The organism is Streptomyces spongiae, assembly GCF_009377185.1.
In the GTDB taxonomy this organism is placed as follows: domain Bacteria; phylum Actinomycetota; class Actinomycetes; order Streptomycetales; family Streptomycetaceae; genus Streptomyces; species Streptomyces spongiae.
The window spans coordinates 1-14,625 of sequence record NZ_VJZC01000221.1 but is presented as its reverse complement, the minus strand read 5'-3'; the positions used below and the strand labels follow the sequence as shown (position 1 = coordinate 14,625).

8 protein-coding genes and 3 pseudogenes are annotated in these 14,625 nt (G+C 69.8%); 3 read left to right on the top strand and 8 right to left on the bottom strand.

What is annotated here, in order from left to right; genetic code table 11:
- The first annotated feature begins 265 nt into the window (after nucleotides 1-265).
- The 3 genes from FNH08_RS26380 to FNH08_RS26370 all read left to right on the top strand — a co-directional run bounded on the left by FNH08_RS26380 (nucleotide 266) and on the right by FNH08_RS26370 (nucleotide 3,397).
- Nucleotides 266-1,279, top strand: a complete 1,014-nt coding sequence (locus FNH08_RS26380; protein ID WP_322725421.1) for a bifunctional DNA primase/polymerase — start codon at nucleotides 266-268, stop codon at nucleotides 1,277-1,279.
- Entirely contained in the window at nucleotides 1,276-2,862 is a 1,587-nt protein-coding gene (locus FNH08_RS26375) for a DNA primase family protein (RefSeq protein WP_152774028.1), read from the top strand. Before FNH08_RS26380 ends, FNH08_RS26375 begins: the two co-directional genes overlap by 4 nt.
- A gap of 148 nt (nucleotides 2,863-3,010) precedes the next feature.
- Nucleotides 3,011-3,397 (top strand): DUF6009 family protein, encoded by a 387-nt coding sequence (locus tag FNH08_RS26370; RefSeq protein WP_152774027.1) that lies wholly within the window; start codon nucleotides 3,011-3,013, stop codon nucleotides 3,395-3,397.
- Between the two features lie 76 nt (nucleotides 3,398-3,473).
- On the opposite strand, the pseudogene FNH08_RS26365 reads toward FNH08_RS26370, so the two are convergent.
- From FNH08_RS26365 to FNH08_RS26330, 8 genes and pseudogenes are all read right to left on the bottom strand, one after another.
- A pseudogene (locus FNH08_RS26365) lies at nucleotides 3,474-5,472 on the bottom strand (RICIN domain-containing protein).
- Nucleotides 5,473-5,617: 145 nt separating this feature from the next.
- Nucleotides 5,618-6,964, bottom strand: a complete 1,347-nt coding sequence (locus tag FNH08_RS26360; protein ID WP_152774026.1) for a jacalin-like lectin — start codon at nucleotides 6,962-6,964, stop codon at nucleotides 5,618-5,620.
- Nucleotides 6,965-7,184: 220 nt separating this feature from the next.
- The gene (locus tag FNH08_RS26355; protein WP_152774029.1) at nucleotides 7,185-8,714 is read right to left on the bottom strand and encodes a sensor histidine kinase; all 1,530 of its coding nucleotides are present in this window, start codon (nucleotides 8,712-8,714) and stop codon (nucleotides 7,185-7,187) included.
- Nucleotides 8,711-9,464 (bottom strand): annotated as a pseudogene (locus tag FNH08_RS26350) (response regulator transcription factor). Before FNH08_RS26350 ends, FNH08_RS26355 begins: the two are co-directional and overlap by 4 nt.
- Nucleotides 9,465-9,494: 30 nt before the next feature.
- Nucleotides 9,495-11,618: an ArnT family glycosyltransferase gene (locus FNH08_RS26345; protein WP_152774025.1), complete on the bottom strand. Its 2,124-nt coding sequence runs from the start codon at nucleotides 11,616-11,618 to the stop codon at nucleotides 9,495-9,497.
- A 44-nt stretch (nucleotides 11,619-11,662) separates the two neighbouring features.
- The gene (locus FNH08_RS26340; protein ID WP_152774024.1) at nucleotides 11,663-12,940 is read right to left on the bottom strand and encodes a glycosyltransferase; all 1,278 of its coding nucleotides are present in this window, start codon (nucleotides 12,938-12,940) and stop codon (nucleotides 11,663-11,665) included.
- A gap of 282 nt (nucleotides 12,941-13,222) precedes the next feature.
- On the bottom strand, nucleotides 13,223-13,705 hold the full coding sequence (locus tag FNH08_RS54060; protein ID WP_407704450.1) for an ATP-binding protein: 483 nt from the start codon (nucleotides 13,703-13,705) through the stop codon (nucleotides 13,223-13,225).
- A gap of 420 nt (nucleotides 13,706-14,125) precedes the next feature.
- Nucleotides 14,126-14,625 (bottom strand): annotated as a pseudogene (locus FNH08_RS26330) (dihydroxy-acid dehydratase); the annotation flags it as partial.

The following is a 14,625-nucleotide window of genomic DNA, read 5'->3' as shown; positions in this document are numbered from 1 at the left end:
CCACAGGACTGAGGGACTGACGGGACTGAATTTCCGACACGCAGGACACGGGGCGCGTTCGTGTGTACGCGTGCGCTACTCTCGGTGCCGCCATGTGAACTCCTCAGTCCCGTCAGTCCCGTCAGCCGCGGACGCCCCGCATTGACCTGGCATGTTCGAAGCTGAGACTGACGGGACCGTCTGATGAATCCGACAAGGACACCTAGTGCAACGCCAGGTTGCGTCAGCCTCCACGGGCCCGGAAGGGGCGACAGAACCCCATGCCGTGGCTCGCTGGTGTGCCGGCAATGGCTGGCCGGTCCATCCTCTGGCGCCACGGCACAAGACCCCGGCGGCGAACTGCGAGTCCTGCAAACGGGATCGGCACGCCCCTGGAGACTGTCCCTGCATTCCGGCAGGGCGTTGGTGCCATGGATTCCACGCGGCGACCACGTCTGTCGAACGGATCGACGCATGGTGGTCGGAGCACCCCCGCTTCGGGGTCGGCATCTCCTGCGGGCCGGCGAACCTCGTCGTCATCGACGTGGACGCGCACGCGGTGGAAATCCCCGACCGGTCGAAGCTCCTGCCGGGCATCCCGATCGGTCCGCAGGTCCCGCTGACCGGGCTGGCCACCGGTTTCGACACCCTGGCGCTGCTGGCCGCCCTGCAGCGCCAGCCGAACCCGGTTCAGGACGAACAGACTCTTCGGGTACGCACTCCCTCCGGGGGACTGCACATCTGGTACGTCAATCCGAACCCCGAGATCCGGTACCGCTCGTCCACGGGATCGAGTCCGAAGGTCGCCCTGGCCTGGCAGGTGGACGTGCGCTCGGATCACGGGTACATCGTCGCCCCGGCGACCCGCACCAGCGCGGGAGTCTACGAAGCCGTGGGCGAGGCCCGGCACCCCGCTCCCCTCCCGCAGTGGCTGGCGCACGAACTCGCCCGCACCGGGCACATTCCGCGCGCGCCAGTCCCGTTGGTCCCGTCGGCGCGCCGCGCGGCACGGACCGCGCCCACCACCGCGAGCCGGATCCTGCAGCCACTCCTGGAGGAGGTCGCCGCCTGCGCAGCGGTTCCTGAGGGGGCGAGTTTCACCGAGAAACTGAACCGGGCGGCTTTCACCGCAGGGGGTCTGGTCCAGGGCGGACATCTTGTGGAGGCCGAGGTCCGAGCCGAGCTGCTGGAGACGGCCAATCGTGCGCGCCCCCACCAGGAACGCCGCAGCATTTCGATCATCGATTCCGCTCTGTCCGCTGGCGCGCAGCGCCCGTTCCATCCCCGAGGACGCTCATGAGCAGCGCCGAGCCCGTCCGTTTCGACGCAGTTGCCGCAGCTGAGCAGATCCGTCTCGACCTGCCCCTGCCGGGTGGCCACCCCACGGTTCCGGCACAACAGACCGAAGCACCACGGCCCCAGGCCGGAATCGACGAAGGGCTCCTCCCCGACGCCCTGACGGACCGTGGCAACGCCAAGTTGTTCGCTCGTCTGTACACCGACCGGTTCCGTCATGTCGAAGGGCTGGGCTGGTTCTGCTGGGACCAGTACCGGTGGAGGCGCACCGGCGGTGAGAAGGCGGCCATCTGGGCCGCGGGGGACATGGCCGAGCAGATGCCCGTGACCGATGCGAGCGGCCGGTTCAACAAGAAGGACCTGGCCGATCACCGCAAGCGAACCGAGTCCACCACCGGTGTGAAAGCACTCCTGCAGCAGGCGCAGGCCGCGCCGGGCCTGAGCCTGGACCCGGATGTGCTGGACGGCGACAAGTACGCCCTGTGCACCCCCAGCGGGGTCGTCGACCTGAAGTCCGGCGAGCTGCGCAAACCCGATCCGCTCACCGACATGCACTCCCGGGCCACCACGGTGGGACCGCAGCAGATGCCGATCCCCAGGTGGGAGAGCTTCCTGCGGGACACCTTCGGCGCCGACGAGAAAGGGCTGGAGACCACCCGCTTCCTGCACCTGCTGCTCGGCTACTCCGTCACCGGGGACGTCGGTGCCCAGGTCCTGCCGTTCCTCTACGGTTCCGGCGCCAACGGCAAGTCCGTCCTGCTGGACGTGATGATGCAGATCCTCGGCGACTACGCCAACGCGGCCCCGCCCGGCTTCCTGATGGAGAAGGGCAAGTTCACCGAACACAGCACCGAACTCACCGAACTTCACGGCCGGCGCATCGTCGTGTGCAGCGAGCTGAAGCCGAACGACAAGTTCAACGAGGCCCGCGTCAAGCTCCTCACCGGCGGCGACGCGATCACCGCACGGAGAATGCGGCAGAACTTCTTCACCTTCACCCCCACGCACAAGCTGTGGCTGCTGGGCAACCACCGGCCCGAGGTCGGCACCGGCGGCTACGCGTTCTGGCGGCGTATGCGGCTCATTCCCTTCGAGCGGAAAGTCCCGAACCACCGGAAGATCGACAACCTGGCCGCCGAACTCGTCCGGGACGAGGGCCCCGGCATCCTGCAGTGGCTGATCGACGGAGCCAGGCTGTACCTGGCCACGCGCGATCCCCTGGCCGGCCCGGCCTCCGTACGCCTGGCCACCGAGGCGTACGAGAAGACCGAGGACCACATCGGCCGGTTCATCAGCGAGCGATGCACCAAGGGCGACGACGGCCGCCCCAACCCGGACCTGCGGGTGGAACAGAAGCTTCTGTACGAGACGTACGGCCGCTGGTGCGGTGACGAGGGGATCGCGAGGGCGACGAGCCGAGCCTTCGCCAGCCGCATCCGGCAGGAACTCGGCCTGTCCTCACCCACTGAGATGATCAAGAACAACGACAAGAAGCTGTACCCCGGCCTGGCGCTGCTCGCCGAGGCCGGCCCGGACGAAAACGCCGCCGGACGGAGCGGGGCAGCCCGAAGGGACCACGGACGATGATCCTTTGTGCCCTGCGGCGGCCCCACTCCTGGCCGTACGATGAAAGCCGCGACCTCGGACAGGGCCCCACCCGGTGCCCGACGACGAGCCGCGTGACCGCTCGCGCAGGCCAGAGGCCGGCCGAAGAGAATCAGGAGGGTCTGCGGCCATGAGCTCGATGCTGCAAGACAGCCAGCTCACCGGTGAAGTGGAAGTGGTGTGGCTGGAGGACCCGGCGAACCTCGACTACGTCCGGCAGGCCCTCGACAAGGTCAACACACGCCGGGGCAAGCCCCGTTACGACCGTGACGGCCGGCTCGTCGGCTACACCGAACTCGCCCCGGACGCCGAACGGGACCCGGACAGCGGTCTCTTCACACGCCGAACGTTCTTCCTCCTGCCCCACGACCGCGACAGCGATCCCGCGGGGGACTACGAAGTGGGCGCGCCCGGCGAAGCCGTCGATCCGAGCACGATCGAGCCCGGCAGGGTGGGCGCCAAGACCCCGCGTTCACAGCGAGGCCGCGCGGCAGACATAGCCCCCGCCGGTTCGTGACCGCGGCCCGTTGCGGGTAGCCCGGCGACCTGAGATACGGCTGCCGGGCTCTCCTCGTGGTCGACGCGCGGGCAGGTCAGGCGAGGGTCCACTTCTGGTTGGTCTGGCCGTTGCAGGTCCACAGCAGCAGCTTGGTGCCGTTGGTGGTTGCCGCGCCCTCGGCGTCCAGGCACAGTCCCGACAGGTCGTTGGTGATGGTGCCGTCGGAGCGGACCGTCCACTTCTGGTTGGTACCGCCGTTGCAGTTCCAGATGATGACCTTGGTGCCGTTGGCGGTGCCGTTGCCGGAGGCGTCCAGGCATTTGTTGCCGTAGACGACGAGTTCACCGCGTGAGGTCTGGGTGAAGGTCTCGTTCCGCCCGCCGGCGCAGTCCCACAGGATGGCCTGGGAGCCGTCGGTGATGGTGTTCTTCTCCAGACCGACGCAGCGGTTCGACGCCGTGCCGACCAGGGCGACGCCGTCGGTGCCGGGGACGGCCTGGACGCGGATCGCGTCGATGTCGGGCGCGGTGCCGACGGAGACGGCGGCGAAACGTACGGTGTTGGCGCCCTTGGCAAGGTGCGCCAGGACGGACACGGTGCGATGGGCCGTGGCGGAGCCGGTCGGCGGGAAGGAAACGACCTGGCTGTACTGGCCGTTGACCTGGACGGTGGCCTTGCGGGCGGTGCTGCCGCCGTTGGCGTAGGTGATGTCCACCAGCTTGGTGCCGGCCGCGCCGGTGGTGACGGCACTGAAGGTGGGCGCGGTCGCCGTGGTGGTGTCCTCGTACGTCGCCCCGGAGGCCTCGGTGCCGGAGACGGTCAGCAGGACCGCGTCGTTCGCTGGAACGGTCGTGGAGTAACTCGTGGCGTGGGACCCGGCGTCCGTGCCCGTCCAGACATCGCGCACCGAGGCTGGGGCACCGGTCAGGCCGAGGTCGGCCCAGCGCACGGTCATGGACGCCGCCGAGGAGGTGCGGTTGAGCAGCAGCACCGCGCGCTTGCCCGTGCCGGCGAGGACCTTGCCGTACACCTGCAGGTTCCGGGTGTCCTCGGCGACCTTGACGCCCTGCAGGCCGCCGGGATCCTGGTTGATGGCGATGACCTCACGGTTGGTGAGGATGTCGCGGGTGGTGGTGCTCATGGTGGCCAGGTCGTTGCCCGCCAGCAGCGGGGCGCCCGAGATCGCCCACAGGCTCATGTGCAGCCGGTTCTGGGCGGCGGTCAGGCCGTTCATGCCGACGATCAGCATGTCGGGGTCGTTGTAGTAGCCGGTGTGCTGGGCGGCCGGGTGTAGGCCTCGGTCGAAGTTGGTGAGCATCATGCCGGTGGTCGGGGTCTGGCCCCACAGGATGATGTCGGTGCTGGTGCGCCACAGGTCGCCGTGGCCGGAGGCCCAGTTCCAGGGCAGACCGGTGCCCCATTCGCAGAAGGACAACACCACTTTGCGGCCGGTGACTTCGGTCGCGGCCTCGTTGGCGGCGGCGATCTGCTTGTACGTGGTCTCCGGGTCCAGGCCCTCGACGCGGCCGCCGCACCAGTCGATCTTGACGTAGTCGAAGCCCCAGCGCTGGAAGGTCTCCAGGTCCTGCTGGTAGTGGCCCTCCATGCCGGTGTCGGGGGCGGCCGGCCGGGTGGTGGGGTAGTAGTACCCGCAGCCGTTCTTGCCGGCGTCGGTGTAGGGCCGGCCTTCAGGCCCTTGCTGTGGATGTAGTCGGCGACGGCCTTCATGCCCCGGGCCACAGGGTCTCGTCGACGGCGATGCTGCCGTCGGCGTTGCGGTCGCCCTGCCACCAGCCGTCGTCGAGGTTGACGTACTCGTATCCGGCGGTGGCCATACCGGAGGAGACCAGAGCGTCGGTCTGCTGCTTGATGACGTCGAAGTCGATGCTGCTGGCGAAGCTGTTCCAGGACGCCCAGCCCATGGACGGCGGGGGGACGGGAACCTGCGTCGTACTGACGGCGGTCGGCTCGACGGACAGCGGTGTCGGCAGCTCGTAGCCGTGCAGTGTCGTCATCCCGGTCAGACTGAGGGCGAGGGCGAGAAGGCGCACAGTGACGCGTCTGGCCCAACCTCCTGCGGAGGTGTGCGGCATGGGGGTGCCTTTCGTTGTCACTGGCCGACATCGTTGTTCGAAATGTCAAACGAAGTTCGGAAAGTCGGTCAGAAATGAGGACTGGGACACCGGGCAACGCGAGGTCACGCTGCCCGGGTCAGGGATGGGCTGTCATCTGGGTGGATCAGCGCCGGGTGTAGATGAAGCCGATCTTGTCGACCTCGTCGCCGGAGCGGCCGTGGAATCCGGCGATCTGCCAGCCGGACGGGGCGGTGCGCGTCACACAGTCGGAGGTCGTGGAGCCGCCGGCCAGGGTGCGGCCGAGGTTGGTGGTGAACTTGGCGTGGAAGATGCGGGTGTGGCCGTTCTTCTGGCCCTGGCACAGGTAGGCGGACGTGACGTATTCGCCGCTGCCGAGGGTCAGGGAGGCCGCTGTGCCGCCGGTGCCGCCGTGGGTGAGCGTGGTGCCGTTCGACAGGGACACGCTCATCTGGTCGACGCGGGATCCGGCCCGCAGGGCGATGCTGGTGGCGCGGGCGCCCGCGGGCACGGCGTCGATGTCGTTGTAGTAGTCGCCGTGCGGGCCGCCGAACTGGTCGCTCAGCTGGAACGCGCCATTGCGCGACCAGGAGAACTTCACGGCGAGCGGGTCGTGGTCGGAGAGCATCAGCCCGCCGTTGGTGAGGAACTTGGAGTGCTCGTTGTTGTAGGACGTGGCGTTCAGCGAGACGAGCTTGCTGCCGCGGTAGAGGATCTTGTCGACGACCTCGCAGTCGTTGGGCACCGTGGTCCCCGTCTGGTCGCAGACCAGCGCCTCGCTGCCCTTGGCGGGGGCGACACCGCCGCGGATCAGCTGGATCCAGGGGTCGGTGAGGCCGTTGGCGGCGGCGAACTCGGCGATGGTGTCGCCGGAGCGGGTGTAGCGGGTGTTGGTGTCGCCCATGACGACGACGGCGTTGCCGGCGGAGTGGGTGGTGATGAAGCCGGTGAGCTGGCTGAGGTTGTCCCGGCGGGCGGCGAGGTCGTCGTCATTGCTGCCGGCGTTGGTGTGCAGGTTGTAGAAGTCGACGTAGACGCCCTCGGCGAGGCGTTCGCGCATGAAGGTGAAGCCCTTGGGGGTCAGGCAGTCGCCCGAGCCGAAGGTGCAGGTGTTCCAGCGCACCCGCTCGAAGTCGTCCTCGTCGTGGGAGATCTTCGACAGGGTGTTGAGCCCGCTGCCGATGCCGGCGCCGCCGCTGGTCGGGGTGCGGTAGGCGTGCGCGGTGTCGGCCGCGTAGAGGGCGGCGTGGTAGTTGAAGTCCTCCTGGACGTGGACGATGTCGTACGGCGCTATCCGCTGCCCGATCGTCGTGGTGCTGGACTCGCGGGGCGTCGGTGCGCTGGAAATGGCCTCGGGCAGGCCGGCGACGTTGTAGCTCAGGACGCTGAAGGTGCCCGAGTCCGCGGCTGCGGCGGCGGGGGCGGCGGCGGTGAGACCGCCGAGGGCAGCGGCTGCCACCGCCAGACAGGCGAGGAGTCTGCGTCTGCGCATGGGGGTGTCTCCTGGGAGGAAAGCGGTTACGGAGGGACCGCTGCTGAAGTTACCGCTGGGTACCCCGGGCTTGTCGAGGGATTCGACGCTCTTTCGAAGGAGTCGTCAGCCGTACACGGATAATTCGGATGCCCGACGGCAAGGTGGAGTGTGAACACGCCTGCCCCGCATGCGAGTTGGCGGACCCCTGCGTTCCCGTACCCATGAGGGGCTCTCGGTGTCAGCGGCGGTGTCGGCCTCGCCCGGTGTCCTCGTCGCTCACCAGGGGCAGCACCAGGCGGAAGACGCAGCCGGAGCCGACTTCGGTGTCGAGTTCGAGACGGCCCCCGTGCCCCTGCGCGATCGCCGAGGCGATGGCGAGTCCGAGTCCGCTGCCGCCCTGGTCTCGGGAACGGGAGGGATCGACACGGTAGAAGCGTTCGAAGACTCGCTTGGCCTCCTCGGGCGGCAGCCCCGCACCCTGGTCGGCGACCTCGATCACACAGATCGCCGTGCCCTCGGCCGGCGGGGGAGCGGCGCTGGTGCGACCCGGACGGTCGAAGCCGCCCGCCGCCGCCCCGGCCCGGGTCCCGCCCACGCGTACGTCGACCGGTGTGCCGGGTGGTGTGTGCACGAGGGCGTTGGCCAGCAGGTTGTTGACCACCTGGAGGAGACGGTCGGGGTCGCCGACGGTTTCCACCACGTCGAGTTCGGCGTCGTCGGCCGTCTCGTGCAGGGGACTGAGCGTGACGCGGGGTTTGCCGCCCGCGCGTACGGCCGCCGCGCTCACCGCGTCCGCGGCGACGGAGAGCAGGTCGACGGGGACCCGGCGGTACGCGGGTTCCTGGTCGAGCTTGGCGAGCAACAGCAGATCGTCGACGAGGAGATTCATGCGCTCGGCGTTCCTGGCGACCTGCTCGTCGCCCTCCCGGCGCTGTGCGGCGGGGCGGTCCGGGTGGCGCAGAGCGAGCTCGGCGAAGCCCTGGACGGAGGTGAGAGGCGTACGGAGTTCGTGGCCCGCGTCCGCGACGAAACGGCGCAACCGGCCTTCCGAGAGCTCCCGTTGCTGCAAAGCTTGTTGGAGACGGTCGAGCATGTCGTTCAGTACGGTGCCCAGGCGCCCGGTCTCGGTGTGAGGGTCGGTGTCGGGCAGGCGCAGACTGAGGTCGCCCGCGGTGATGTCCTGGGCCGAGTGTTCCATCCGGGTCAAGGGGAGCAGGCCGAGGCGGACCACCCAGCGGCCGAGGGCGATCAGACCGACCACGGCGACGGCGAAGACGGCCGCGTTGAGGGCGAGGAGCTTGTCCGTGGCGCCCTCCAGGGTGTCGAGGGGCAGGGCGACGACGTAGCTGGTGTGGTCGGCCCCCTCCCTCCACAGCACCCGCCAGTGGCCGTCGCCGGATTCCGCGGGCGTGGTGGTCTGGCGCCCCTTCGTCAGCTTCAGCCCACTCGTCGAACTCGGCAGCCTCGGCCCCGGCTTCTGCCCGCTGCCGAGCGTGCTGCGCTCCGCGCCCGAAGCGTCGTAGAACGTGACCCTGAAGTCCGAGGGCAGGGTCACGGATTCCGGGGCTGGCCGGGCGGGGAGGTCGGCCCGGGCCGGAAGGCCGAACTCCGTCAGCTGCTGGTCCACCCGGTCGAGGAGCCAGGAACGCAGGACGACGTACCCGATGGTCTGCGCGGTGAGCACCGCTGCCGCGGCGAGCAGGGTCACACCCCACACCAGACGGCCGCGCAGCGACCGGTGCCGCAGCGTCCGCCACCACCGGCTCATCCGTCGGCCTCGGCGTTGTGGTGCCCCCGGGGAAACCGCAGGCAGTAGCCCACCCCCCCGGACGGTGTGCAACAGGCGCGGCTCGAAGCAGTCGACCTTGCGGCGCAGGTATTTGACGTACGTCTCCACGATGCGACCGTCACCCGCGAAATCGAACCCCCAGACATGGTTGAGGATCTTGGTCTTGCTCAGGACCCGCGTGGAGTTCTCCATCAGATAGGCGAGCAGCCTGAACTCGGTCGGCGACAGCGAGATGTACTCACCGGCCCGGTGCACCTCATGGGCGTTCTCGTCCAGTTCCAGGTCTGCGAAACGCAGAACACCACGTTCAGGGCCCTCCGCGTCGGACGCGTGCTCCGGGTCCGTCCGCCGCAGGATGGCGTTGATGCGCAGCAGCACCTCCTCGATGCTGAACGGCTTCGTGACGTAGTCGTCGCCGCCTGCCGTCAGGCCCGCGATGCGGTCGGTGACCTCGCCCAGGGCCGTGAGGAAGAGCACCGGGGTCCGCACCCCCGCCGCCCGCAGCGTACGGGTCACCGCGAAGCCGTCCAGGTCGGGCAGCATCACGTCGAGGAGCACCAGATCGGGGCGGAAGCCCTCGACGTCCCGCAGGGCCTCCTGCCCGGTGGCGCAACTGGCCACTCCATAGCCGGACAGCCGCAGCGCGGACTCCAGCAGAATGCGGATACTGGGGTCGTCCTCGACCACCAGGAGGCGGTGCGGAGCACGGGCGGCGGGCTGTTCGGCCATGGTGTGTAGTCGTCCGTTCTGCCTCTGCGGCTACTTCGCGGCGCAGTCGTACAGAGTCGTGCCGGTACGGCCCATCATGCCGCCCGATCCCTGGTCATCGTCGTCGGAGCCGGTCGTGCTGACGCCGTACTCCTCGGCCGGGACCTTGGTGCAGTTCTGGCCGACCCAGTCCGATCGCTTCGAGGCCGCGCCGTTCGTGCCGCCCATCATCGCGCCGGTGCTGCCGGACTCGGAGCCGAGGACATAACGGAGTTCGCCGTTCTTGGTCCACTCCTCCAACTGCTGGACGGAGGGGGCGTTGTCCGAGCCGATGAAGCCGCCCATGCCGATGACCGTGGCGTCGCTGTCCAGGATGAACGAGGCCGCGCCGTTGGCACCGCCCTCGACCGCGAGGGTCATGCGGGCGCCCTTGGAGTGCTCGGTGGCGTAGTCGAGGATCTTGCGCTGGTCCGAGGTGAGCGCGGTGCCGCCCCCCAGGCCTCCCATTCCGCCGGGCGCGCCCGCCCCTCCACCATCCGAGCCTCCGGGTGTCTGCATCCCCTGCGGCAGTTGCACTCCTCCGGGCAGTTGGAAGCCGCCGCCGGCGCCGCCGCTATTGCCGCCGCCGGGCAATGAGCCTCCGCCGCCGAAAGACATCGTCGTAGGACCGGCTGTCGGGTTGGTGCCGCGCATCGCGGATGCCGACCCGCCCGGCACGGTCATCGCCCACGCCCCCGGCGCGAGCAGTATCGCCAGTACGGCGCCGCCCAGGGCCACCGGCACCAGTCGCACCGTCCACACCGCCGCGATCAACAGCCCGACGGCGAGAAGTCCCACCATGAGCACGGCCCAGGCCAGCCACCCGTGCCACGACGGCTCCCGGCGGATCACGACCGCAGCCCAGACGACCGTCACGAGGACAGTCCCGGCACCGACGGGCAGCGCCCAGCATGCCCCAGCCCGGTGGGCACGGGTCAGCCCCGTCACCAGACCGGCGGTCAACGCGGCTACGGCCGGGGCTAGTTGGGTGGTATAGTACGGGTGGAAGGTGCCCTCCTGGGTGGAGTACACCAGGCCGCACACCACGAGCCAGGTCCCCCACAGCACCCATCCGGACCCGGCGAGCGCCCGCCCCGCCGAACTCTTCCCGCGCCGGCGCAGCACCGCGACGGCCAGCGCCACGCCGCTCGCGGGCAGCAGCCAGCTGATCTGCCCGGCCACCTGCTCGTTGAAGAGCCGCAACAGACCCGACTCGCCCCCGAAGGCACCGCCCATACCGCCTGAGCCGCCCATACCGCCCGCGCCGCCCAAGCTGTCACTCTCGCCGAAGATGCGACCGAGTCCGTTGTAGCCGGTGACCAGGTCCCAGGCGCCGCCGTCGGTACTGCCACCGATGTACGGCCGTTCCCCCGGCCACCAGGCGACCATCGCCACCCACCACAGCGAGGACACCGCGCACACCGCCCCCGCGATCGACAGCCGCCCGATGCGGGCGAGCCACGATCCGGTTGCCCCGACCAGCCATGCGGCCACGAGGGCCGGGAGTACCATCCAGGCCACCATCATTTTCGTGAGGAAACCGCAGCCGATCAGGAACCCGCAGGCGCACAGCCACCATGTGCCACGCCGGTCCGGCTGGGACTGCAGGGCACGGGTCAAGGCGTAGGCCGCGGACACGAGGAACAGCACCAGCAGGGTGTCCGGGTTGTTGTCCCGGTTGATCGCGACCGTGATCGGCGTCAGCGTCATCACCAGGGCCGCGAGCAGCGCCGTGCCCTCACCCGCCCAGCGGCGGACCGTGCGGTGGAGCACGAAGACGGCGGCGACCCCTTCCACCACCTGGGGCAGGAGGAGCGCCCAACCGTGCATACCGAAGATCTTGCTGCTGATCACCTGCGGCCACAGCGCGGCCGGAGGCTTGTCGACCGTGATGACTCCGGCCGGGTCGAAGGAACCGAAGAGGAAGTTGGTCCAGCTCTGGCCCATCGACTTCACGGCGGCCGAGTAGTAGCTGTTGCCCCAGCCGAGCGAGCCGAGGGCCCAGCCGTACAGCACGGCGGACAGAAGCAGGATCGCGGCCAGAGCGGCTTGCGGCGCCCAGCGTGGCACGACGGCGCGGTCAGTGTCGTAGAGACGGGTGACCGTGGTCACGTGCGCCTCGGTAGTGGGGGTCATGATGGGATTCGCTCTCGGGGAGTAGGGCGGAGAGACAGAGGCGGTCAGCGCGTACGGCGGCGGAACACCGCCAGCCGCAGCACCAGGAAGCGGATTCCGGTCACCAGCACCGAGGAGACGGCCAGGACAAATGTCTCGGCGGCGGTCGACGCGTCCGGCACCGCATCACGGAACAGCAGCACCGCACCCGAGGTGATCAGGTACCCGACGACGAACAGTGCGCCGGCACCCAGGTGCGCGCGTCCGACGCCGATGCCGTCCGCCGAGTAGCGGAAGGTGAGCCGACGGTTGGCCTCGGTGTTGAGGAGCGTGAGCACCAGCAGTGAGACGAGGTTGGCGAGTGCGGGCTGCCACCAGGCGCGCAGCAGCCAGTACAGCAACGCCTGCCCGGCTGTCGACGCGATGCCGATGACGACGAAACACCCGATCTGCCAGGCGAGTTGAGAGCGCTCGGCGTCCGGGGCGAGCACGGCGTCGGGGTGCTCCGCCGCCGGCGTGGGACGGTGTGGCACGGGCACGCGGGCGGCACCGGAGGCCTTCAGCCTGGCCATGCGCCACAGGCCCTTGAGGTCGTCGGTGGCGGTACCGACCACATCGACGCGGGTGTCGACGTCCTCCACCCAATCGACGGGCACCTCGTGGATACGCAGCCCGTTGTGCTCGGCCAGCAGCAGCAGTTCGGTGTCGAAGAACCAGGCGTCGTCCGTGGTCTTGGCCAGCAGTGGGCGCAGCACCTCGGTGCGGGCCGCCTTGAACCCGCACTGGGCATCGCTGAAACGGGCGCCGTGGGTGAGCCGGATCAGCCCGTTGTAGCAGCGGGAGATCAGCTCGCGGCGCGGACCGCGCACGGTGCGGGCGCCGGGTGCGAGACGGCTGCCGATGGCGAGGTCGGAGTGGCCGCTGGCCAGCGGGGCGATCAACGGCAGCAGTCCGTCCAGACCGGTGGACAGGTCGACGTCCATGTAGACGACGATGTCGGCGTCACTCGTGCCCCAGACGGTGCGCAGCGCCAGACCGCGGCCCTTGCGGTCCATGTGGACGACGCCCACGCCGGGCAGTTCCTGCGCCAGGGACCTGGCCACGGCGAGGGTGTCGTCCACGCTGGCGTTGTCCGCGACCGTGATCTGCCAGGGGTACGGCAGCTCGTCGCGCAGACGGGCGTGGAGGGTACGGATACAGCCGGGCAGCGCCCTTTCCTCGTTGTAGACCGGGATGACGATCTCGACGGTCGGCGTGCGCGCGGCGGTCGAGCCAGGGGCATCGGCCCGCGACGGCGACTGGAAGCGTCGATCCGTATGCAGGCCACTGCTGGTGTGCGGCATGGAGTCCTCGGGGGTCTGTGGGGGTCGGTGGGGCGGCTCCCGTACGCACCCGCGTCCTGGCGGCGCGCAAGGTCGACTCTGACCTGAGCGACAGGGGAAACCCGGGGAGAAGGCAGGGAATTGACAGGGAGTCCGCTGTGACTCCGCCGATGGCAGGTGGCGGAGCACGCCGACGATCCTTGCCGGGCGACCTGGGAGGCCGGGGTCACCCGCCCGGGAACCGGCCGAGAGAATCCTGTGGAATGCCTGGGGTCGGGATCGGCCCGCAGATTCGGCGAGCCCTCACTGGTCACGCCCGAAGCGCCGGCTCCGGCGGAACCTCCGAGGCGTACTGGCCGTCGAGCCGAGGGAGTGGACGAGGACGAGGACGGGGCCGGAACCGCCGGTGGCGCGGGTCCGGGAGGTGTCGGCCCGGTAGACGCGCTCGACGATGCGGCCGCTCCGTTCCGGGGGCAGCCCTGCTCCCTCGTCGGCGACCTCCAGAACGGCGTGGTCGCCAGCCGTCCCGACACCGATGCGGATCGGTGTACCGGGGGGTGGGTGATGGCCTTGCTGACGAGGTTGGTGACGACCTGGCGCAGGCGGGCCTCGTCGGCGAGGGTCGGCGCGGATGCGGGTCGGCCCTCGCCGGTCCGGCCGTTCAGGGGGAGCGCGAGGGCCGGGTCCGGGGCGCGTAGGTGTCCAGGATGTCGGTGGCGAGGGTGCGCAGGTAGGTGGGGGGCGAGATCCAGGGCCTGTGCCGGAAGTGGCATCGTCCGTCGGCATCCAGCCCCCTCACCGGCTCCCGCGCGACCTCACGCTGTCCGACCGCACACCGCCAGGCATCACCTATCGGCTCCCGGCCCTCCCTCGTCCGGCACTCCGGCGTCGACGCGGCCCGCCACGCCAAGCCCTCCTTCGACGGACTCCGCCGCGAAGTGCCGCGCGCCCTCGGTCGAACAGCCCTGCGGCGCGCTGCCGTTCAGCTCAGGGAGAGCAGCGCCTCGGCGGAGAACGGGTACAGCTCGCCATCGCTTCCGTCGCGGTACCGAACCGACCGTCACGGAATGTCGTCCTCCGACGGTCCGTGGCCGGGACCGACGCCTGATCGCGCTTCTCGGCCCCCACGCACGGCCGATGCCAACGGCTCCTTACCGGTGGACCTCACCGGGAGGGAGCCGGGCCGGCCGTACGTCAGTCCGACCCTCAGCCCAGTTTGCTGACGTCGCGCACCGCGCCCTTGTCGGCGCTCGTGGCCATCGCGGAGTAGGCGCGGAGGGCGGCGGAGACCTTGCGGTCGCGGTTCTTCGGGGCGTAGACGCCGTTCAGGGCGGCCTCGCGGCGGGCCAGCTCGGCGTCGTCGACCAGCAGCTCGATCGAACGGTTCGGGATGTCGATATGGATGCGGTCGCCGTCCTCGACGAGGGCGATCGTGCCACCGCCGGCCGCCTCGGGCGAGGCGTGGCCGATGGACAGGCCCGAGGTGCCGCCGGAGAAGCGGCCGTCCGTGATCAGGGCGCAGACCTTGCCCAGGCCGCGGCCCTTCAGGTACGAGGTCGGGTAGAGCATCTCCTGCATGCCGGGGCCGCCCTTGGGGCCCTCGTAGCGGATGACGACGACGTCGCCCTCCTTGATCTGCTTCAGCAGGATCTTCTCGACGGCCTCCTCCTGCGACTCGCAGACCACGGCCGGGCCCTCGAACGTCC

Bases quoted from the DNA above. Each gene is read 5' to 3' on its own strand.
- FNH08_RS26375 (WP_152774028.1), top strand. From the start codon at position 1,276: ATGAGCAGCGCCGAGCCCGTCCGTTTCGACGCAGTTGCCGCAGCTGAG.
- FNH08_RS26370 (WP_152774027.1), top strand. From the start codon at position 3,011: ATGAGCTCGATGCTGCAAGACAGCCAGCTCACCGGTGAAGTGGAAGTG.
- FNH08_RS26360 (WP_152774026.1), bottom strand. From the start codon at position 6,964: ATGCGCAGACGCAGACTCCTCGCCTGTCTGGCGGTGGCAGCCGCTGCC.
- FNH08_RS26355 (WP_152774029.1), bottom strand. From the start codon at position 8,714: ATGAGCCGGTGGTGGCGGACGCTGCGGCACCGGTCGCTGCGCGGCCGT.
- FNH08_RS26345 (WP_152774025.1), bottom strand. From the start codon at position 11,618: ATGACCCCCACTACCGAGGCGCACGTGACCACGGTCACCCGTCTCTAC.
- FNH08_RS26340 (WP_152774024.1), bottom strand. From the start codon at position 12,940: ATGCCGCACACCAGCAGTGGCCTGCATACGGATCGACGCTTCCAGTCG.
- FNH08_RS54060 (WP_407704450.1), bottom strand. From the start codon at position 13,705: ATGCCGACGGACGATGCCACTTCCGGCACAGGCCCTGGATCTCGCCCC.